This is a genomic window from Bradyrhizobium sp. ORS 86, assembly GCF_045571475.1.
Classification (GTDB): Bacteria; Pseudomonadota; Alphaproteobacteria; order Rhizobiales; family Xanthobacteraceae; genus Bradyrhizobium.
The window spans coordinates 4,937,769-4,957,118 of sequence record NZ_CP120699.1 but is presented as its reverse complement, the minus strand read 5'-3'; the positions used below and the strand labels follow the sequence as shown (position 1 = coordinate 4,957,118).

Genomic DNA, 19,350 nt, shown 5'->3' with positions numbered 1-19,350 from the left:
GAGGTCACCATGATCTTCGACATGGAGACGCTCGAAGCGCAGAACCGCTACAAGATTCTGACGGCCACGGTGACGCCGCGGCCGATCGCCTGGGTCACCACGCTCTCCGCGAACGGCGTGATCAATGCCGCTCCCTTCAGCTTCTTCAACGTGATGGGGCACGAGCCGCCCACCATCGCGATCGGGCTCCTGGCAGGCGCGGAGGGCTTCAAGGACACCGCTGCGAATATTCTCGATACCGGCGAATTCGTCGTCAATCTCGTCGGCGAGCGCAATGCCGAAGCCATGAACATCACCTGCATCGATGCGCCGCCTGAGATCGATGAGCTCCGGCTGGCCGGATTGACGCCGGCGGCTTCGCAGGCGGTGCGTCCGCCGCGCATCGCGGAATCGCCCGTGTCGTTCGAATGCCGGGTTCTTGCGTCGCTGGTCACGGGGCCGCGGCAGACCGCCGTCATCGGCCGCGTCGTCCGCGCCTACATCGATGACGCGGTGATCCTGGATAAGGAGCGCTGCCACATCGACACCCAGGCGTTGGGCCTGATTGCCCGCATGCACGGCAGCGGCTGGTATGCGCGCTCCACCGATTTGTTCCAGATTGACCGCCCGACCTGGGCGGCTTGGCAGGAACAGCAACTCAAAGCGAAGCCTGCGTAACGGTTTGAAGTGGGAGGGCATCTTGAAGATCGCAGTGTTGGGTGGAGGCAATGGTTCGTTCGCGGCCGCGGGCGATCTCACGTTGGCCGGGCACGACGTCACGCTATGGCGGCGCAATCCGAAAGATGTCGAGGCGCATCGGGCCCAGGGTGGCACGATCACCGTCATCGATCGGTCGGGCCGCCGCGATGCCAGGCTCGCGGCCATCACTGCGTCGATCGCAGAAGCCGTCGAGGCGGCTGATCTCATCCTGTGTCCGGCGCCCGCGTTCGCGCAGCCGGCGATTGCCGAGCTCACAGCGCCGCACTTGCGCAGCGGCCAGGTCGCGTTCCTGCCGCCCGGCACCTTCGGCTCCTACATCTTCGCCCGCGCCGCGCGCGATGCCGGCAACCAGGCAGAGATCGCAACCGCAGAGACGGGGACGTTGCCATGGCTTGCGCGCAAGCAGGGTCCCTATGCGGTTCGCATCTCGGGCCGGGGTGCGCGGCTGCCGACCGGCGTGTTTCCGTCGCGCCTCACCCGCCACGCGCTGGGTGTGATCGAGGGCGCGTTTCCGAATGCGATCGAACCGTGCGGCGATGCGCTCTCAGGAGCGCTGATGAATGCCGGCCCGATCATCCATCCGCCGCTGATCACAATGAACGCCGGTCCGATCGAACACTTCGACAAGTGGGATATCCACAAGGAGGGAACCCAGCCGGCGATCCGCCGCGTCACCGACGCGCTTGATGCCGAACGGATCGCGATCCGCGAGGCGCTTGGCTATCGAGGTCCGCATTTTCCGCTCGCTGACCACTATTCACGCGATGGCGAGCCCTGGATGTATGCGCGCGACGCGCATGAGCAGCTCACCGATTCCGGCGACTGGTCCGAGCGGCTTGTTCTGACCGAGCATCGCTACATGCTGGAGGACCTGCGCCTGGGTCTGTCATTCCTCGCCTCGGTGGGCGATCTTGCTGGCGTGCAGACGCCGCTTGTGAAGGCGTTCCTCGCGATCGGCTCTGCCGTGACCGGCGAGAATTTCATGGCGACCGGCCGGACCCTGGTTTCTCTCGGCCTTGGAGATCTCGATAGGGCTGCATTGCAAAATCTTCTCGCGGAGGGCTTTCGATGAAGCCAGTCATCGGATGCCTCGGTGCCGGACGAATGGGGCGCGGCATTGCGGTGGTCTTCGCATTCGCCGGGCACCGGGTCGTGGTGGTCGACTTCAAGGACCGGGAAGCATCGGCATTTGATACGCTGGCGGCCGACGCTACGGCCGAAATCCGCTCGACGCTCGATATTCTCTCGCGCATCGACCTCCTGCCGTCGGAGCTTGTGTCCACCATCGCCGAGAGGATCACGATCGTGTCGCGGCAGGAGGCAGCCGCGTCGCTGCCGCGTTGCGACGTCATCTTCGAAGGAATGCCGGAGATCCTCGATCTGAAGCGCGCGGCACTGGCCGAGGCCTCGCGGCTTGCCGGCGAGGGTCCGATCATCGCCTCGACCACGTCGACGATCCTGGTCGATGACCTCGCCGGATCGATCGAGCACCCCGGTCGCTTCCTCAACGCGCACTGGCTCAATCCGGCCTTTCTGGTGCCGCTGATCGAGCTGTCGCCCGGCAAACGCACCGCACCTGAGACCACGGCGCGGATGAAGGAGTTGCTCGAAGGCATCGGCAAGGTGCCGGTGGTCTGTGCGGCGCGACCGGGCTTTATCGTGCCGCGTATCCAGACGCTGGCGATGAACGAGGCGGCCCGCATGGTAGAGGAGGGCGTTGCCTCGGCGGAGGATATCGACAAGGCCGTCATCCATGGCTTCGGCTTCCGCTTCGCCGTGCTGGGCCTGCTCGAATTCATCGATTGGGGCGGCGGCGACATCCTGCATCACGCCAGCCGCTATCTAGTCGAGGCGCTGGGCAATAGCCGTTACGCCGCGCCGGAGATCATCGCGTCGAACATGCGTGAGGGACGCATCGGCATGAAGACCGGGCAGGGCTTTATGAACTACGACGGCGTCGATCAAGCCGCCTATCGCGAGCAGCGCCTCGCGGCCTTTGCCTCGGCGCTGCGGGCGATGGGTCTGGCGCGCGATCCTGTCGCGTAACGCGCGCGATGAAGGAATCAGTCCTGCGGGCGCAGGGCGGCTTCGGCACGTTGCATCATGCGCTGCCATCGCTCACTTGTCGGCCCGCCCATGATCAGGAAGTAGCGGACGATCGCGATCGGCAGCCAGGTCTCCATCGCTTGCGTCAGCGCCGCTATCGGCGTGCCGGACAGCCGCGCATATTCGGATTGCGCGGCCGCATTGACCGCAAGCGGCCGCTGCGGATTGTCGGTGACGTCGAGGGCGAACTCGGTCAGGCTGACGTGAGTGAACCCATGATCGAGGGCCGCAGGCGCGCGGATCGAGAAGGTCCAATCGATCAGCCGCGGACCATCCGTCGTCATGATCACGTTGTTGGGATGGATGTCGCCATGGCACAGCCCGTCGCCCGGCTGCTGCAGGCGGTCGATCAGCGCGAGGATGCCGGAGGCGATGTGCTTGGGCACGACGTCGCCCGAGCGCCTGAAGGCGGTGTCCATCCAGCCGCGCAGATGGAAGGTCTCCGGCGGCGGCGACAACCTGTGAACGGACAGGCTGACGGACGCGATGATTGCGCCCGCCTGGGCGAACGTCACGGCGCCGCTGCGCGTGAGCTCAAGCAGAGTCGGCCCGTCGAGGCGGCCGAGCACGATGCCGAAGCGTCCGTCGAGCGTCACCTCGCCGAACACCTCCGGCGCAGGCGCGCCAGCGGCGAAGACTGCCCGGGTCATCCGCGCCTCTTGCTGGCCGAGCCGCGACGGGAAGCCTTCCTTGAACAGTTTTACGACCTGACCTGGCGCCCAGGCGTGGATGTCCGCCGTGCCGCCCTGATTGATCTTCTCCCCGAGGGATTCCCGCATCGCCCGTCCTCCCGCTGGTCGCGACCAAACACCGACGGCGGGCAAAAGAGAACGCTCCTGCGATCCTGGCTGCCAGCCATGATCGTGGCTTGTCCCCGGCCACAGCGTTTGCCAGAATCGCGAAGCCTCGCGGCGGTGTGAGACAAGTCCGGTTCTGGCTCCTAGCTGACCATCTGTATGACCATCGGGAGCGTCGGCACTCCCGGATGAAGCGGAAGCCCTCCAGGTCGGTCGCTATCGGCAGCTTTTGACCCTGAACGGACGTCGCTGCGAGAATGCGTTAACTGGAATCCAAAGAAGATACTTCAATAGGCGTTCTGTAGCTCCGTTGATGAGTATTGTGCAGCGATCAGGTCAAGCTCGCAGCGTGTGGGAATCCAATGCGTATTCGCCAGCTTGTTTTCGCCGTCGTGCTGCTCGGCGCTTTGGTTCGGTTCGGGCCTGCCACGGCTGAAGATGGCTTCCCGGCAGCGAAGTGGGAGCGCGTCACTCCTGCAGAATTGGGCTGGTCGGAGTCCGTATTGGCGCAAGCGCGATCCTTTTCGGATCAGATTCGCTCGAGCGCGATTGTGATCGTTCAGCACGGAAAGGTGGTGGCCGAGTGGGGCAATACGACGAAGCCGATGGAAGTCGCTTCAATCCGCAAGAGCCTGCTCAGTGCCCTGATCGGCATCGCAGTGTCGGGTCACCAGATCAACCTCGACAGCACGCTTGGCGAACTCGGCATCGACGATAATCCGCCTGGCTTGACCGGGGTCGAGAAGGGCGCGACGGTGCGTGAACTCCTCCAAGCGCGTTCTGGGGTCTACCACGCGGCGCTCTATGAGACGCCGGACAATGCCAAGATGCGACCGCCGCGCGGCAGCCACCCGCCCGGCACCTTCTGGTATTACAACAATTGGGACTTCAACGCGCTCGGCACGATCTACGAGCACGCAACTGGCACCGGCATCTTCCAGGCGCTCGACCAGAAGATCGCAAAGGCAATCGGCATGCAGGACTACCGGCCACAGGACGGCAGCTACGTCCGCGGCGAAGCGTCTATCCACCCCGCCTATGAGATCCGCATGAGCGCACGAGACCTGGCGCGTTTTGCACTTCTCTATCTGCACAAAGGCAATTGGGCCGGACACCAGATCGTGCCGCGGGAGTGGGTGGAAGAGAGCACGCGTGTCTATTCGAGAGCGGCGTTCGGGCCGGGCTATGGCTATCTCTGGTGGACCGGTTTTTTGGGCGGTGCCGTTGCGCCTACGGTGACTTTGCCCGAGGGCAGCTTTTGGGCCGAAGGTGCCGGCGGCCAATACGCTTTGGTCGTGCCCGCACTCGACCTCGTCGTGGTGCATCGTGTCGACCGTGACACGCCCTACACTGAACCTTCTATGCGTAGTTTTGCCAGGCTCTTCTGGCTGATCCTGAAGGCCGAGGGCTATGATCCGGGGCCCGATGCCTCGCTCACGGCAGCGATCGGCGAACGACTGACAGGTGAGACCCTGGCTGCAAAATTGCAGGGCAAGACGATCAGCTTCGGTCCCAAGCTCAGGGATGGTCCGTTCACAATGCGATTCGAGCCCGACGGCCGGATGACCTATCCGCACTGGAAAGAGTCCCTTGGACCTGCAGCCGGGACATGGACGGTCGCGGAGGATAAGCTCTGTATCCTGAACTCGGGTGCCAGTCGTCGCTGCTACATTCCAGTGCTGAACGGTGAACGGATTGAGTTGTTCGACCAGCTTGGTGTCATGCAAATCGACGCGGTGGTGCTGCCTCAGTGATCTGCATGCAGCAATCGGCTCGCGACGTCTCTGGTTGGCCCTTTTCGACCGCCTCCAAAGCTTGTTTCGACGTCGGCTAACAGGGACATTTCCGACGTGATCGGCGCCGGGGCAAAGCGACTCGCGACCCAAGCGGACTGACGATTACATCCTCCGCCTGGAGGCAGGACTATCGCATATGCCGCGTTGGGCGGCTGCGCACATACTCGGCCTCGTGGTTCGAGACGCGCCGCAAGCGGCGCTCCTCACCATGAGGGTCTACTATTGTGCCGCAAAACGAGACCTCATCCTGAGGAGCCCGCCAAAGGCGGGCGTCTCGAAGGATGGCCGCAGGCGCCCTTCTCCCAAATGCGATTCCCCTCCGCGTGGAGGTGTGCCAAGGCACTCGCCACGATCCAGAAGCGGAACGATGACTTGCTGGGCAGAGCTGAACCGTTCGTCCTGCCAAGCCCTTACGAGCGGACATGAATAATCGTCTTGCCCTGGACTCGCTGGCCCGAGTTGAAGGTGGCAACAGCATCGTCGAGGGAGGAGACCTTTCCGATGTTTGTGCGCAGTCTTCCGTCTCGCACCCTCTGGGCGATCTCACTCAACTGACGACGATCGGCCTCCACAACGAAGTCGATGGCCAAACCGTCCAGCGGCCGAGCCTGCGCCGGGCCGACGACAGTCACCAGCGTCCCTCCGGCTCTAACAAGGGCTGCAGACTGCTTCTGGATGTCGCCGCCGATGACGTCGAATGCAAGATCGACGCTGCCGACATCCTTGAGCGCGTCGTTTTCCAGGTCGACGAATTCATTCGCGCCGAAGTCGAGCGCTTTCTGCCGGTCGGCTGCGCGTCCTGTTCCGATGACATAGGCACCAGCCTCTCGTGCGAGTTGAACCACCATAGAACCGACCGCGCCCGCCGCACCATGCGCAAGCACGCTCTGGCCTGCCTGAAGACGGCCGTGCTGGAAAAGCCCCTGCCACGCGGTTAAGCCCGAGATCGGCAGGCTTGCGCCCACCTTGAAATCGACGTCACCCGGCAACGGCGCGAGATTGCGCGCCTCAATGGCAACGTATTCAGCGAGCGTGCCATCGCGATACCAGTCGGCAAGGCCGAATACGCGCTGTCCCACCGACAGTCCCGTCGTGCCGTAGCCAAGAGCCGTGACTATGCCGGCCAATTCGTGCCCAGGGATCGACGGAGTTCTGTCCCGATCGCGACGATCGGTCCACGTTGAGGGCCACTCCAATTCCGTCGGAACGAATCCAGATGCGTGAACTTCTACGATAACGTCGTTGATCGCTGGTTGAGGTTCGGGCCGTTCCACCAACTTCATCCCGGCAAATCCGGCAGCCTGGTCCGTCACAATAATCGCTTTCATCTTCGCCTCCTGCATGTGTGATGTCGTTTCAGATTCCGAGCTTCCCGGTCTGCGAACCGAGAGCACCGTGCTCAGATCGAGCCGGCCGGTGCCACCGCGGGGAAGTCCTTGTCGGGACTGAACACGTTGTTGAAGAAGTTCGTCAGCGAATACATGGCCACAAGCGCGACGATCTCCATGATGTTCGCATCCATGTAGCCCGCATCGCGGACGGCTTGCAGATCGGCGTCCGTGACATGGCCACGGCTCTCGATGATCTTGCGTGCAAACTGCACGGCGGCATCCCGCTTCGGGTCCCTGGCGTGACCCTTTCGGGCGAGGATGATGTCCTCGGCCGGCAGCTTTGCCATATGCTCCGCCGTGAAGCTGTGCACCGTCAGGCAGTAGTCGCAGCCGTTCACTTCGGAGACCGCGAGGCCGATGCTGTCACGCGTCTTGACGTCGAGCGCCTTGCTCAACGAGCCGAGCAGAGCGGCCCATGCGTTGAACGCGATCGGGCTTTGCGCGAAGGTCGCCATCATGTTTGGAGTAAACCCGATGTTCTTGGTGAACGTATCGAGGGTTGGTTTCGAATCGGCCGGCACATGGTCCGGCTTCAGAGCAGCAGCTCTCGCCATGACATTTCTCCTGCAATGATTGACTTCAAGGTTGATTATGCGAAGTGCAGCACATCGGCCACGGGCAGGCGCGGCTTCTGCGGCCAGTTGCCGGGCCGCTCCGGCCCGACGGTCAGCAGCATGACCGGGACTTCGTCTTCGGCCAGGCCGAACTCTTTGTGCACGGCCTCTGCATCGAAACCGATCATCGGTGTCGACCCCAGGCCTAGCGAGCGGGCTGCATAGATGATAGCTGCGGCACCGAAGGTCGCGGAGCGTACGGCCTCGTCGCGCTGGCGCTGCGGTTGATTGTCGTACAGACCGCGCGCAGGCCCTTCCCATTCCGGCACCAAATGTGCCGGCATGATTCCGGCTTCCACGACTGGCGCCAGGCGCTCAGGGACGGTGCTGGCATCGGCCAACTGGCCGATGATGATGAAGGTCACGGCTGCTTCGGTGATTGCGGGCTGATTCCAGGCGATCGGAAGCAGCCGTGCCTTTGCTTGCGGTGAGCGCACGGCGATGAAGCGCCAGTTCTGCAGATGGAAGGATGTCGGCGCCGAAGTCCCGATCCGCACCAGGTCGCGGATCTGGTCATCGCTTAAGGTAGCGGTCGAGTCATAGTACTTGGCAGCACTGCGGCTCAGAATGGTTTCGATCACGGCGTTTGTCGGCAGCGGCCCCGCGAGCGAACTAAAGGTTTCGGGATCGGCTGTTGTAGCGGTGTAGTTCATTGGGTGACTCCCTCATCAAATGATTACGGAGCCCAACTTACGGACGGCGTTGATAATTTCGAGCCTCTATCTGCTCAAAATGATGCGCAAAAGGATCATTTGCGTCGGTATGGATCCCCTCTGGACTACTCGCCGTTGTGTGCCTGTCGGCGCCATTCCCCCGGCGTCATCCCCATCCTCTCCGCAAATACCCGCCGGAATGCCGAAACGGATTGATACCCGACCGTCTCAGCCACAGCTTCCGTGCTGATCCTTGGCCTCTTAAGCTCGTTGGCGGCCATACTCATGCGAAGATCGGTCAACAGGTCGAGGGCGGAGCGACCTAACTTGTCCTGAAACTGGCGCATGAATGTCGCCCGTGACATGCCGCATAAATCGGCCAGATCGGGAAGCTTCCAAGGTTGCGCCGGATCAGCGAACATCGCGGCAATGGCCGGTGCCAACCTCGGATTGCCAGCAAGGGCCAACAAGCCTTCAGTGGATTTTCCGGCTTCGCTTGCGGCGCGTAGAACTAGAGTGAATAAGACCGAAGAAAGCGCGTTGAGAATGGCGCGTCCTCCCGCTCGGTCACCAGCGGACTCCATTCGCATCAGCCCGACCAGTCCGGAAAGTTGACTCGATGCCGACGCGATGTCCTCTTCTCTATGATTTTCCAAAGCCCGCACGACCAGATTTGTTGGCAGGTAGTTGCGGATGAGTCGATCATGGGGTGGCACGACGAAAAACCGTCCGCACAGCAGATCTAGTTGCTCACCGCGTCCATCGTTCTCGCTCAACATCCATCCTGCGGAGCCCGTGCTTTCGTGCGTGCTGACTGGCGTTTCGCCGCTGCCGTCGTGCAGCATATGCGCCGAACCGTGAGGGAGCAGCACGATATCCCCGTTCCCAAGCTCCTGCACCGTTCTCGAATCAGGGTCCTCGAAAATGGCCCGGCCCTTGACGATGACATGGTACGGGATCTCGTTCGCCGCCGCCCGGGGCCAGATAACACGCCACGGTGCGCCGTAGGCGCAGCGGACCTCGAGTTGGCCGGTAACCGTGATGATTTGCAGGAGATGACTCAACCAGTCGACTTGAGACATAAGACCTCGAGGAAGTGAAGCGCCGAAGCAGCATATCAAGTTGGCGAGGCCTTCGGCGAAAGGCTTGGCGTTCCGTCCTCATAGATCGCGGGAACGAAGGCCAGAACGCTCATTGCGGATCGCAGCGCTGCTTGTTGCGCCTGGGCGCCTCATTCCGGACGCGGCCCCCTTGGTCGCCCGGACGTCGGCTGTTGACCCATCGCGGCATTTGTTGCGATCGCACAAGGCGGTCGGGATCGGGGCGAACCGGACATTGATGAAGATTGATGGCGTACGCGTCCCAGATTTAGTAGGTCGGATGACTGCGAGGCCCCATTTCTACTTTGCATGGGGTTGTTTTCGCAGTTTTTAGTCCCGCTCTCTAATGCCCGCCGAGATAGGCCGCGATCAGTTTTGGATCGTGGATCAGGGTGTCGGCAGGTCCCGACTGGATGATCTCGCCAGTTTCCAGCACATAGCCGTAGTCCGCGGTCTCGAGTGCAGCCCGCGCGTTCTGCTCGACGAGCAGAACCGATACGCCAAGGCTTCGCAGCGAGGCAATGGTGCGGAAGATTTCGCGGACGATCAGCGGTGCAAGCCCAAGGCTCGGTTCGTCGAGCACGAGCAGCTTCGGTTTTGCCATCAGCGCGCGGCCGAGCGCAAGCATTTGCCGCTCTCCGCCCGACAATGTGCCGGCGGCCTGCTTGCTGCGCTCCTTGAGCCGCGGAAAGCGATCGAAGACGTCATCGAGGCATCTCCGCGTCGCCGAGCGATCGCGCAGGCTGTAGGTGCCGAGCAGGAGATTGTCGGCGACCGTCATGTCGGCGAACAGCTCGCGCTTCTCGGGCACGAGGCAGAGGCCGCGCTCGACGCGGCCCTCGACGTCGATTTTCGCCAGATCGGTCCCCTGAAAGATCATTCGTCCGGTCGATCGCAACAGGCCGATCGCCGCCATGAGCAGCGTGGTCTTGCCGGCGCCGTTGGGGCCGATCACGGTCACGATCTGTCCCTGCTGGACGGACAGTGAGACGTTCCGCACCGCCTCCACCTTGCCATAGGCGACAGACACGTTCTCGATCGAGAGCATCTGCGTCACGCGACGCCTCCGAGATAGGCCTCTTGCACGCGAGCGTCGCTGCGGATCGCCGCCGGGCCGCCCTCGCAGAGCTTGGAGCCGAAATCGAGCACGACGATGCGGTCGACCAGCGACATCACGAACTCCATGTCGTGCTCGACGAGCAGGATGGTGAGGTGGTCCGCGCGCAATGACCGCAGCAGTTCGGCGAGCTTGAGCTTCTCCTGGCGACGCAGCCCGGCCGCCGGCTCGTCGAGCACGAGCAGCGTCGGATCCGCGGCAAGGGCGCGGGCGATTTCGAGCACGCGCTGACTGCCAAGCGGCAGGTTGCCGGCGAGCTCGAACGGCTTCTCGCCGAGCCCGACCCGTTCGAGCTGCTGCAAGGCTTCGTAGCGCGCACTCGCTTCCTCGGCCTGGTTCAGGCGAAAGGCGCCGGCGAGCAGACCAGTCCTGGTGCGTGAATAGGTGCCGAGCAGGACGTTGTCGAGCAGCGTCATGCGCGGGCGCAATTTGACATGCTGGAACGTGCGCGAGATCCCGGAGCGGGCGATGCGGAATTGCTGGTCACGGGTAATCGACCGGCCGGCGAACTTGATCTCGCCTTGGTTGGTGCGAAGGGCGCCGGTGAGCAGGTTGAACATCGTGGTCTTGCCGGCGCCGTTCGGCCCGATCAAGCCGAGGATCTCGCCGGACCTCACCTCGAAGCTGACATTGTTGACGGCGACCAGGCCGCCAAATCGCCGTTGCGCGCCGCTGACCTTGAGCAGGAGCGAGCTTGGTGCGGGTTGTTCACGGCGCGGAAGGGGAGTGGCGGTGTCCGGACGAGACAATTTAAGGTCCGGCAGGAAGCCGGCGACGAGCGGCACGATGCCCTGTCGCGCCCGTTGCAGAAACAGGATGAACAAGGCCGAGAAGGCGACGATCTCCAACTGGCCCGAGGCGCCCTTCGCGATCAACGGAAGGTAGTCCTGCACAGAATTTTTGAGCAGCGTGACGATCGCAGCCCCCACCACGCCGCCCAAGACGCTGCCTGCGCCACCGACCATCGCCATCATCAGATATTCGATGCCCATGCTGGCGTCGAATGGTCCTGGGCTGACGAAGCGGCCGAGATGGGCGTAGAGCCACCCGGACAGCGCGCCGAGGAACGCAGCAATGACGAACGTCACCAGCTTGATCTGGAACGCGTTGATGCCGAGGCTTTCGACCAGCGTATTGCCGCCGCGCAGCGCACGCATCGCGCGCCCGATGCGCGAGTCCAGCAGGTTGTAGCAGACGAGCAGAACCGCCCCGACGATGGCCCAGATCAGGAAATAGATCTGCCAGCTCTCGACCAGGACGAACGGGCCGATCGAGATCGGCGGAATGCCCGAGATGCCGTTATGCTCACCGAGCCCCTCGATGTTGCCGAACAGGAAGGCGATCGCCAGTCCCCAGGCGACGGTGCTCAACGACAGGAAGTGTCCCTGCAGGCGCAACGTCACGAAGCCGAGGATCGCCGCGACGCTGCAGGTCAGGAGGACGGCCAAGACCAGTCCGAGCCAGGGCGAATAGCCGTTCAGCGCGGTAACCCACGCCGTCGAATAGGCTGCGATCCCGACGAAAGCAGCCTGACCGAACGACACGATGCCGCCGACGCCGGTTAGCAACGCAAGCCCGATGGCCGCGAGTGAGTAAATGCCAATGTAGTTCATCAATGTGATGCTGAACGGATTCAGCACCAGCGGAGCGGCGAGGAGGCAGGCGATCACCGCGGCAATGATGAGGCGAATCTGCGTCGGGGTCATTCCTCGACTTCCTCTTCGGAATGCTGCGAGGCGAGCGAGCGCCAGAGCAGGACAGGGATCAGCAGCGAGAAGACGATGACGTCCTTCAAGGTGCTGCTCTGGAATGAGGCGAAGCTTTCGAGAAGACCGACGCCGAACGCGCCGAGTGCAGCTCCCGGATAGCTGGTCATGCCGCCGATGATGGCGCCGACGAAGGCCTTCAGGCCGATCAGGAAGCCGGAATCGTAGAAGATCGTGTTGACCGGCGCGATCAGGATGCCGGACACACCCGCCATCAGCGATCCCAAGAGATAGGCGATGGTCCCGGCGCGGGCCGGCCTGATTCCCATCAGTCGTGCGCCGGTCCGATTGAAGGCGGTCGCGCGCAACGCCTTGCCGATGAGGGTGAAGTCGAAGAACAGAAGGAGCAGGCCGCTGAACACGAGGGCAGCCGTCAGGATCAGCATCGTCTGTCCGGACACATTAACGCCGGCGATCTCGATCGCCAGCGAGGTCAGTGGCTCGGTCCTGACGCCTTCGGGGCCGAAGAACAGCAACCCCAGTCCGACCAGTGCGAAATGGAGCGCGACAGAGACCGTGAGCAACAGGAGCACGGAGGCGTCCGCGATCGGGCGAAACACGATCCGGTCGAGCAAGGGCGCGACCGGCATGATCAATATCAGAGCCAGCACGATCCTGACTGGCATCGGCGGATTGAAGCGCATGCCCAGCCAGACGATGCCGACCGCGAGCAAGGGAAGTGCGAGATAGCCGAGCACGGCCTTCGGCACCGCGCGAAGCTCGCCGGCGCGCGCCAGCGAGGTGATCTCCATGACGCAAGCCAGGCAGGCCAGCACGACGACCAGCCCGACCGTCCCGGGAAGCTGCCTCGCGTCGAGCGCCGCCAGCGTCAGGGCGGTGAAGGCCGTAATGTCGCCGAACGGAATGAAAATCACCCGCGTGACGGTGAAGATCAGCACGGTACCGATCGCCACCAGGGCGTAGACTGCCCCGGTCGCTATTCCGTCGATCGCAAGGATCGCTGCGATGTCTGCCGTCATGGTCTCAGCCGATCTTCTTGCTGTCCTTGGCTCAGGGCGCGTAGGTCCAAGCGCCATTGCTCAAGCGCACGATCACCAGCGCGCGCTCGTCGACGCCGTGATAGGCGCCAGGCTTGAAATTGTAGACAGCGTGCACGCCGGCGAGTTCCTTGGTGTTGAGAATCTCGTCGCGCAGGGCTTTGCGGAATTCGACGGTGCCGGGTTTCGCGGTCTTCAGGGCGCGCTCCGCGGCGGAGGTGAAAATCCTCCAACCGTCAAAGGAATAGGCCGAGAAGCCGTCCGTCGTCGGCATATTGTTGGCCTTCTGGTAGGCCGCGCGGAATTCAAGCGCGAGCTTCTTGGCGAAATGGCTGTCCGGAAGCTGCTCGGCCACGATGACCGGACCTGCGGAGACCTGGATTCCTTCAACCGCCTTGCCGCCGACGCGTACGAAATCCGGATTGACCAGTGCGACGGTGCCGTAGGTCTTGCCCTTGAAGCCACGCTCGCTAAGCGCCAGCAGCGGCAGCGCACCCTGCGTGCCCGATCCGCCGATCAGCACGGCATCCGGACGTGCGGCAAGCACCTTGAGGATTTGGCCCGTCACCGAGGTGTCGACGCGTGCATAGCGCTCGTTGGTCAGCACCTTGAGGCCATCTGCAGCTTCGGCGGCCTTGGCGCCGCTGTAGACGAGATCGCCCCAGGCATCGGAGAAGCCGATATAGCCGATATTCTTCATCCCATCGCGCTTCATGCGATCGGCGACGACCTTGACCAGCAATGAGGCGGGCTGCGGAACGGAGACGCCCCATTGATCGGCCGGATCGGGCTGCCCGGCAAGCGGGGAGACGGCGATCATCGGCACCTTCAACTCGGTCGCGACGGCCGTCATCGCGATGGTCGACGGAGTGGTCGCGGTGCCGATCAGCAGATCGACCTTCTCTTCCTCGATCAGCTTGCGCGCGGCGCGAGTGGCGGCGGAGGGATCGGAGCCGTCATCAAGCTGGATCAACTTGATCTTCTCGCCATTGACTTCGCCCTTGTACTCGAGCGCGGCCTGGATGCCGCGCCCGTAGGGGATGCCAAGCGAGGCGCCGGGTCCGCTCAGCGATGTCACGAAGCCGACCGTAATGTCGGCCTGTGCGACCGAGGCTGCGAGAAGGCCGCCGACGAAAACAGTCAAACCCAATATGTTGCGCATTGCATTCCCCCTTGGTTGCAAATAGCGGTGACCTGAGCGAGATGTCAGCATGGATCGAGATCGGACCAGCGTGATCGATGCCGCGATTGATATCCTGGATTGGCTGGTCCTCGCGTGCCGACAGGAGTTGTGAAATGAGCGCCACCGGAGCCGGTTCCCGCGTCGAACGCCGCTTCGTTTCGACACGGCATGGCCGCATCCATGTGGCGATCGCGGGAGCGGGATTTCCTGTCCTGCTCCTGCATCAGACGCCGCGGTCGTGGGATGAGTATCGCGATGTGCTGCCGCTGCTCGGCCGCGATTTCCGCGTGATCGCGATGGACACGCCTGGCTTCGGCGATTCCGACCGGCCGGCCGGTGTGCCTTCGATCGAATTGTGGGCGCAGTCTGCGCTTGGACTGCTCGACGCGCTGGACGAGCCATATGCTGCGATCGTCGGCCATCACACCGGCGCGGCGATCGCCGTGGAAGTGGCCGCTGCGGCAACCACGCGGGTACGCGCGCTGGTGCTCTCGGCCTGTCCCTTTGTCGATGCAGCGCGCCGCGCCAAGCACGCCGGCATGCGGGTTATTGATGATGTCGAGACGCGTACCGACGGCGTCCATCTCGCGGAGCTCTGGGCGCGGCGGCAGCCATTCTATCCGGCTGGGGATACGGACTTGCTGCGGCGCTTCATGATCGACGCCCTTAGGGCGGGTGAGATGGCGGCGGAGGGCCACCGAGTGGTGAATCGCTATCGGATGGAAGACCGTCTGGGACACATCCGGTGCCCCACGTTGGTTATTGCTCCGACAGGCGATCCGCACGCTCATCCCGTGGCCCCTAAGGTCGCTGGAGCTATCGGCGGCAGCATCCTACGCGAACTCTCAGGAGGCATGGTGCCGCTTCCCGATCAGATGCCGGAGGCTTTTGCCGGCCTCGTGCGCGACTTCGTGATCGCGCACATCGCCGAACGCTGACATGCAAGCATCGGCCGTGGCGAATGCGAACCCGCCGGCTGCCCACGTCGTTCGGAGGTCGATGATCTCAGCCACGTTGGAGGAACCCTTGATCGACGCAACCATCAACGCGACGCGCGCGTGCGGAGCGCCGGTCCCCGTCAATTGTTTAAAGCCTAAAGTATCTTTCGGCCGAACGTCAATATGCCCGCTTGGTGCCCTGCGGAAAAGTTTGTCGCGGCGAACGTGCTCACGGGACGCTGAATTCGCTTGTGCAAACTACGAGGGCGCGATCTGCCTGTCCTCCCGGCAGTCCATCCTCGTCGCATCCAGAGCGTGCGGGCGCGCCGTTGAATTGACGCCAAAATTATTTTGTGATTGAAATATTTTGGTCGAGGGCGTCATCGCCATGGCGCTGGCAACGACATGCTTGTGCGTGTTGTCGGTCTCTCAGACGTCGGCAGTTCGAGGACCGGCACCGTCCGCCCGTGAACAGGATGTCCGCTGTGCGCATCTTCTGGCAGAGCTTCGTCGACCGGACAACGAGCGCGCCCTACATGGCGCGACTTGCGACTTATCTGAACGAGATTGCCGCGCCTGGTGTCACCGTGCACGTCGAGGGCATCACGCCCGCCGATCGCGACTTTGGCCGCTTGAGCGAATTTCGCTGCGCGATTCAGGCGGTCGACAATGGGCTTGCGGCGCAAGAGCGCGGCTTTGACGCTTATGTCATGGGCCACTTCCAGGATCCGGGATTGTATGAACTGCGCTCGGCGCTGACGATTCCCGTGGTCGGCGCTGGCGAGGCCACACTGCTGGCCGCCTCCCAGCTCGGACGGCGCCTTGGCTTGGTTACGCTCGATTCAGCTTTCGAAGTTTGGCATTACGAACAGGCCGATCGCTATGGCCTGAGCGGCCGGGTGGTGCACGTCACCGGCATGGGCTGCCGGCCGGAGGATTTTAGTGCCGCGTTCGCGGGCGATGTTACGGCAAGGGCACGCATGCTGAGCGATTTTGCGGTCTGCGCGCAGCCGCTGGTCGATCGCGGTGCCGACGTCGTCATACCGGCCGGCGTCCTGCCGGGGCTTCTGATTGCGAGCGAGTATGGTTTCAAGGTTGGTCATGCGCCTGTGGTCAATTGCGCGGCGGTCGCGCTGAAGAGCGCCGAGATGTGGGTGCAATTGCAGCGCCTCAACGGCACCGAACCGAGCCGCGGGCCGAGCTTCGCGCTGGCCAATGACCGTGCCCGCCAGGATTTTCGCGCACTCGTGAGCCGCACGCAGAGCAACGAACCCGGATAACCTGAGGACAAGCATGCTGTCGCCCGCCAGGATTCTCTATGAGGCCGAAGTCACTGCAACCGGCGGACGCGACGGCAAGGCCGCGAGCGACGACGGGCGTCTGTCGGTGTCGCTGTCGCTGCCGAAATCCCTGGGTGGCCCGGGCGGGCCAGGAACCAATCCAGAGCAACTTTTTGCCGCAGGCTATGCAGCCTGTTTTCTCGGTGCGGTGAACCTCGTTGCGCGCACGCGCAAGATCGCGCCATCGGCAGAGCCCACCGTCACCGCCAAGGTCGGCATGGGACCGGTCGCGGTCGGCTACGCGCTCACGGTCGAGCTCAAGGTGCTGCTCCCCGGTGTAGAGAAATCCGTCGCCGAGGAAATCGTTGCCGGCGCGCACGAACGCTGTCCCTATTCGAACGCAACGCGCGGCAATGTCGACGTCAAATTGACCGTGCTCTGAGCGGCCTTGCGGTAGGGAACCGGCAGTCTCATGCAGCGCTCCATCCGAACACCTTATGACCGGGTTGTGATGGCGGTTCCGGTGACGATCCCATATGTGCGCTACTCGATTGAAAGCGCGCAGTGGTGGATCGGCCGTGCGCTGAAATCGCTGGTCGAGGGTGCCGGGATCACACCGCGCGATCTCGACGGGTTCTGCGTTTCAAGCTTCACGGCGGGGCTCGACAGCGGGATCGGGCTGACCCAGCATTTCGGGCTGTGCGTGCGCTGGGTCGATACCATTCCGCTCGGCGGTGCGAGCGCGATTGCCGCGCTGCGTCGCGCCGCACGGGCGGTGCAGGCGGGCGATGCCCGCATCGTCGCCTGCGTGGCCGGCGACACCAACCACGTCGATTCGTTCCGTTTCACACTCGAAAACTTCTCGCGTTTCAACCAGGACGCGGTCTATCCCTATGGCGCCGGCGGCGCCAACGCCAGCTTTGCGCTGATCGCGCGCAACTACATGCGCACGTACGGTGCCCGGCGTGAGGATTTCGGCAAGATCGCCGTCGCCCAGCGCAGCAACGCGCTTCGCAATCCGCACGCTTTGATGAAAACGCCGCTGACCATCGAGCAGTACATGTCGGCGCGCCCCATTGCCGATCCGATCCATCTGTTCGATTGCGTGATGCCGTGCGCCGGCGCGGAGGCTTTCCTGGTGATGGGGGAAGATGTTGCCGCGTCGCTGAATTTGCCGTCCGCAAAAATCCTGGCCACGATCGAGCGCCACAACGCCTTCAGCGAGGATCCCGTTCAGGTTCGCGGCGGCTGGGCGATGGACGTCGACGAGCTCTATGCGATGGCCGGCGTCAAGCCGGACGATCTCGATTTCGTCGAGACCTATGACGACTACCCCGTGATCTCGATGATGCAGTTCGAGGACCTTGGCTTCTGCCGCAAGGGTGAAGGGCCCGATTTCGTGCGGCAGCATGACCTCACGATCGACGGCTCGTTCCCGCATAACACCTCCGGCGGTCAATTGTCGGTCGGGCAGGCCGGTGCGGGGGGCGCCTATCTCGGGCTGGTCGAGGCGTTGCGCCAGGTTCTCGGGCTCGCGGGTTCGACACAAGTCAAGGATGCCCGCATCGGCCTGGCGTCGGGCTTCGGAATGATCAACTATGATCGCGGCCTCGCCTCGGGCGCGGCGATCCTCGCGGGACCAAGCTCATGATCGACCCGATCGCAAAGCCGCGTCGGAAGAATCCCCTTGCGCGGACGCGGCTGCCGACGTCGCCGCCGGGCGCACGAAGCCGTACGTCGCACGGCCTCACACACGCCGCTGCCGAGGGGCGCTTCATGCTGCAGCGTTGCAGCGCCTGCGCGAGCTTTTGCTATCCGGCGCGCGATGCCTGCCCTGCGTGCCTGTCGGCCGATCTCGTTTTTGCAGATGCGCCGCGCCGCGGAACGCTGCTGAGCGAAACCACGCTGCATGTTCCGGCCGACGTGCATTTCCGCGAGCGCGCGCCGTGGCGCATTGGGCTGGTTGCGATGGACTGCGGACCCACGCTGGTGACGCATCTCCATGCCAATTGCGAGGAGGGGCGGCCGGTCGTGATGTCGCTTCAACTCGACAAGAGCGGGCAGGCCGTGGCCTTCGCGCACCCCGAACGTGAGACCCCCAACATGACGGACGACAAGCAGTGGCGTGAGATGACGGCCGATCCGAAGCTTCGACGCGTCCTGGTGACGAACGGACGGAGCATCGTCGGTCAGGAGGTGGTGACCGCACTGAAGAACGCCGGCGCGTCGATTGTGTTCGTCGGCGTCGCCGAGCCGTGGAAGCCGTTCCGCGGCGAGGAAGCCTTGCGCGCGCTTGACGGCGTCGAGATTGTGCCGCTCGACGTCGGCGACGAAAAGTCTGTCGCCGATCTGGCGGCGGATATCGGCGGCAAAGTCGATATCCTCGTGAACACCGCCGAGCATGTCCGCTCCGGCGGGTTGCTCGACCGCCGGGGGACCAGCGTCGTGCGCGACGAGATCGACCAGGCCTATCTCGGCTTCGTGCATCTGGCGAAGGCGTTCGGTCCGGCGATGCGGATGCGGGGCGCCGATGGCATTAACAGTGCTGCCGCCTGGGTCAATATCCTCTCGGTCTATGCGCTGGCGAACTGGCCGGTGTTCGGCGCATATTCGGCCTCGCAAGCCGCCTGTCTGTCGCTGTCGCACTGCCTGCGCGCGGAGCTTCGGCCCGGCGGCGTCAAGGTGGTGAATGTGCTTACGGGCCCGCTCGACATCGAGTGGTTCCAGACAGTGCCGCCGCCGAAGGTCGCGCCTCGCGTGGTCGCGACCTCAATCGTGTCGGCGCTGAGGCGCGGACTTGAGGACGTGTTCGTGGGCGACGTTGCCGAGGACATTCGCCAGCGTCTTGCGGCCAATCCCAAGGCGGTCGAACGCGAGCTAGGGACATAACCAGCGTGTCGAAACGGGAGAAG

The 19,350-nt window shown here is 63.5% G+C and carries 18 protein-coding genes; 9 read left to right on the top strand and 9 right to left on the bottom strand.

Features of this window, described 5'->3' with window-relative positions:
* Nucleotides 1-9 precede the first annotated feature (9 nt).
* Genes P6U25_RS23155 through P6U25_RS23145 form a run of 3 tightly spaced genes read left to right on the top strand, consistent with a single transcriptional unit; the run spans nucleotide 10 to nucleotide 2,745 of the window.
* Nucleotides 10-657 carry a flavin reductase family protein gene (locus tag P6U25_RS23155; RefSeq protein WP_407147081.1) on the top strand — a complete coding sequence of 216 codons (648 nt, stop codon included), beginning with the start codon at nucleotides 10-12 and terminating at the stop codon, nucleotides 655-657.
* Between the two features lie 22 nt (nucleotides 658-679).
* Nucleotides 680-1,771, top strand: coding sequence for an NAD/NADP octopine/nopaline dehydrogenase family protein (locus P6U25_RS23150; RefSeq protein ID WP_407147080.1), 1,092 nt, complete (start codon nucleotides 680-682; stop codon nucleotides 1,769-1,771).
* Nucleotides 1,772-1,803: 32 nt separating this feature from the next.
* Nucleotides 1,804-2,745: a 3-hydroxybutyryl-CoA dehydrogenase gene (locus tag P6U25_RS23145; protein ID WP_407152586.1), complete on the top strand. Its 942-nt coding sequence runs from the start codon at nucleotides 1,804-1,806 to the stop codon at nucleotides 2,743-2,745.
* 17 nt (nucleotides 2,746-2,762) lie between these two features.
* Here P6U25_RS23145 and P6U25_RS23140 read toward each other — a convergent pair whose 3' ends face one another.
* Complete coding sequence (locus tag P6U25_RS23140) at nucleotides 2,763-3,584, bottom strand: phosphotransferase (RefSeq protein ID WP_407147079.1); 822 nt, start codon at nucleotides 3,582-3,584, stop codon at nucleotides 2,763-2,765.
* A gap of 380 nt (nucleotides 3,585-3,964) precedes the next feature.
* Here P6U25_RS23140 and P6U25_RS23135 point away from each other — a divergent pair, with 380 nt between their 5' ends.
* On the top strand, nucleotides 3,965-5,356 hold the full coding sequence (locus P6U25_RS23135) for a serine hydrolase domain-containing protein (protein WP_407147078.1): 1,392 nt from the start codon (nucleotides 3,965-3,967) through the stop codon (nucleotides 5,354-5,356).
* A 452-nt stretch (nucleotides 5,357-5,808) separates the two neighbouring features.
* Here the strand turns inward: P6U25_RS23135 and P6U25_RS23130 are convergent, their stop codons facing one another.
* The 8 genes from P6U25_RS23130 to P6U25_RS23095 all read right to left on the bottom strand — a co-directional run bounded on the left by P6U25_RS23130 (nucleotide 5,809) and on the right by P6U25_RS23095 (nucleotide 14,199).
* Nucleotides 5,809-6,726 (bottom strand): NADP-dependent oxidoreductase, encoded by a 918-nt coding sequence (locus P6U25_RS23130; protein WP_407147077.1) that lies wholly within the window; start codon nucleotides 6,724-6,726, stop codon nucleotides 5,809-5,811.
* 71 nt (nucleotides 6,727-6,797) lie between these two features.
* Nucleotides 6,798-7,343, bottom strand: coding sequence for a carboxymuconolactone decarboxylase family protein (locus tag P6U25_RS23125; RefSeq protein WP_407147076.1), 546 nt, complete (start codon nucleotides 7,341-7,343; stop codon nucleotides 6,798-6,800).
* A gap of 35 nt (nucleotides 7,344-7,378) precedes the next feature.
* A complete protein-coding gene (locus P6U25_RS23120) occupies nucleotides 7,379-8,056 on the bottom strand; it encodes a nitroreductase family protein (RefSeq protein WP_407147075.1) in 678 nt (225 codons plus the stop codon).
* Nucleotides 8,057-8,181: 125 nt separating this feature from the next.
* On the bottom strand, nucleotides 8,182-9,138 hold the full coding sequence (locus P6U25_RS23115) for an AraC family transcriptional regulator (protein WP_407147074.1): 957 nt from the start codon (nucleotides 9,136-9,138) through the stop codon (nucleotides 8,182-8,184).
* 361 nt (nucleotides 9,139-9,499) lie between these two features.
* On the bottom strand, nucleotides 9,500-10,213 hold the full coding sequence (locus tag P6U25_RS23110; RefSeq protein ID WP_407147073.1) for an ABC transporter ATP-binding protein: 714 nt from the start codon (nucleotides 10,211-10,213) through the stop codon (nucleotides 9,500-9,502).
* Nucleotides 10,210-11,979 (bottom strand): ABC transporter permease subunit, encoded by a 1,770-nt coding sequence (locus tag P6U25_RS23105; protein ID WP_407147072.1) that lies wholly within the window; start codon nucleotides 11,977-11,979, stop codon nucleotides 10,210-10,212. Before P6U25_RS23105 ends, P6U25_RS23110 begins: the two co-directional genes overlap by 4 nt.
* On the bottom strand, nucleotides 11,976-13,019 hold the full coding sequence (locus P6U25_RS23100) for a branched-chain amino acid ABC transporter permease (RefSeq protein WP_407147071.1): 1,044 nt from the start codon (nucleotides 13,017-13,019) through the stop codon (nucleotides 11,976-11,978). The genes P6U25_RS23105 and P6U25_RS23100 overlap by 4 nt, the downstream gene beginning before the upstream one ends.
* A gap of 31 nt (nucleotides 13,020-13,050) precedes the next feature.
* Entirely contained in the window at nucleotides 13,051-14,199 is a 1,149-nt protein-coding gene (locus tag P6U25_RS23095) for an ABC transporter substrate-binding protein (protein ID WP_407147070.1), read from the bottom strand.
* A gap of 134 nt (nucleotides 14,200-14,333) precedes the next feature.
* Here P6U25_RS23095 and P6U25_RS23090 point away from each other — a divergent pair, with 134 nt between their 5' ends.
* The 5 genes from P6U25_RS23090 to P6U25_RS23070 all read left to right on the top strand — a co-directional run bounded on the left by P6U25_RS23090 (nucleotide 14,334) and on the right by P6U25_RS23070 (nucleotide 19,327).
* A complete protein-coding gene (locus tag P6U25_RS23090) occupies nucleotides 14,334-15,158 on the top strand; it encodes an alpha/beta fold hydrolase (protein ID WP_407147069.1) in 825 nt (274 codons plus the stop codon).
* A 476-nt stretch (nucleotides 15,159-15,634) separates the two neighbouring features.
* Entirely contained in the window at nucleotides 15,635-16,438 is an 804-nt protein-coding gene (locus P6U25_RS23085; RefSeq protein ID WP_407147068.1) for an aspartate/glutamate racemase family protein, read from the top strand.
* Nucleotides 16,439-16,451: 13 nt separating this feature from the next.
* Nucleotides 16,452-16,880, top strand: a complete 429-nt coding sequence (locus P6U25_RS23080; RefSeq protein WP_407147067.1) for an organic hydroperoxide resistance protein — start codon at nucleotides 16,452-16,454, stop codon at nucleotides 16,878-16,880.
* A 30-nt stretch (nucleotides 16,881-16,910) separates the two neighbouring features.
* A complete protein-coding gene (locus tag P6U25_RS23075) occupies nucleotides 16,911-18,089 on the top strand; it encodes a thiolase family protein (RefSeq protein WP_407147066.1) in 1,179 nt (392 codons plus the stop codon).
* Nucleotides 18,086-19,327 (top strand): SDR family NAD(P)-dependent oxidoreductase, encoded by a 1,242-nt coding sequence (locus P6U25_RS23070; RefSeq protein WP_407147065.1) that lies wholly within the window; start codon nucleotides 18,086-18,088, stop codon nucleotides 19,325-19,327. Before P6U25_RS23075 ends, P6U25_RS23070 begins: the two co-directional genes overlap by 4 nt.
* The last annotated feature ends 23 nt before the right edge of the window (nucleotides 19,328-19,350 follow it).

What these genes read in the sequence shown, in the direction of transcription:
- P6U25_RS23075 (WP_407147066.1), top strand. Translation starts at nt 16,911, where the DNA reads ATGCAGCGCTCCATCCGAACACCTTATGACCGGGTTGTGATGGCGGTT.
- P6U25_RS23090 (WP_407147069.1), top strand. Translation starts at nt 14,334, where the DNA reads ATGAGCGCCACCGGAGCCGGTTCCCGCGTCGAACGCCGCTTCGTTTCG.
- P6U25_RS23100 (WP_407147071.1), bottom strand. Translation starts at nt 13,019, where the DNA reads ATGACGGCAGACATCGCAGCGATCCTTGCGATCGACGGAATAGCGACC.
- P6U25_RS23135 (WP_407147078.1), top strand. Translation starts at nt 3,965, where the DNA reads ATGCGTATTCGCCAGCTTGTTTTCGCCGTCGTGCTGCTCGGCGCTTTG.
- P6U25_RS23145 (WP_407152586.1), top strand. Translation starts at nt 1,804, where the DNA reads ATGGGGCGCGGCATTGCGGTGGTCTTCGCATTCGCCGGGCACCGGGTC.
- P6U25_RS23080 (WP_407147067.1), top strand. Translation starts at nt 16,452, where the DNA reads ATGCTGTCGCCCGCCAGGATTCTCTATGAGGCCGAAGTCACTGCAACC.
- P6U25_RS23070 (WP_407147065.1), top strand. Translation starts at nt 18,086, where the DNA reads ATGATCGACCCGATCGCAAAGCCGCGTCGGAAGAATCCCCTTGCGCGG.
- P6U25_RS23115 (WP_407147074.1), bottom strand. Translation starts at nt 9,138, where the DNA reads ATGTCTCAAGTCGACTGGTTGAGTCATCTCCTGCAAATCATCACGGTT.
- P6U25_RS23155 (WP_407147081.1), top strand. Translation starts at nt 10, where the DNA reads ATGATCTTCGACATGGAGACGCTCGAAGCGCAGAACCGCTACAAGATT.
- P6U25_RS23120 (WP_407147075.1), bottom strand. Translation starts at nt 8,056, where the DNA reads ATGAACTACACCGCTACAACAGCCGATCCCGAAACCTTTAGTTCGCTC.
- P6U25_RS23125 (WP_407147076.1), bottom strand. Translation starts at nt 7,343, where the DNA reads ATGGCGAGAGCTGCTGCTCTGAAGCCGGACCATGTGCCGGCCGATTCG.
- P6U25_RS23130 (WP_407147077.1), bottom strand. Translation starts at nt 6,726, where the DNA reads ATGAAAGCGATTATTGTGACGGACCAGGCTGCCGGATTTGCCGGGATG.
- P6U25_RS23085 (WP_407147068.1), top strand. Translation starts at nt 15,635, where the DNA reads ATGTCCGCTGTGCGCATCTTCTGGCAGAGCTTCGTCGACCGGACAACG.
- P6U25_RS23105 (WP_407147072.1), bottom strand. Translation starts at nt 11,979, where the DNA reads ATGACCCCGACGCAGATTCGCCTCATCATTGCCGCGGTGATCGCCTGC.
- P6U25_RS23095 (WP_407147070.1), bottom strand. Translation starts at nt 14,199, where the DNA reads ATGCGCAACATATTGGGTTTGACTGTTTTCGTCGGCGGCCTTCTCGCA.
- P6U25_RS23140 (WP_407147079.1), bottom strand. Translation starts at nt 3,584, where the DNA reads ATGCGGGAATCCCTCGGGGAGAAGATCAATCAGGGCGGCACGGCGGAC.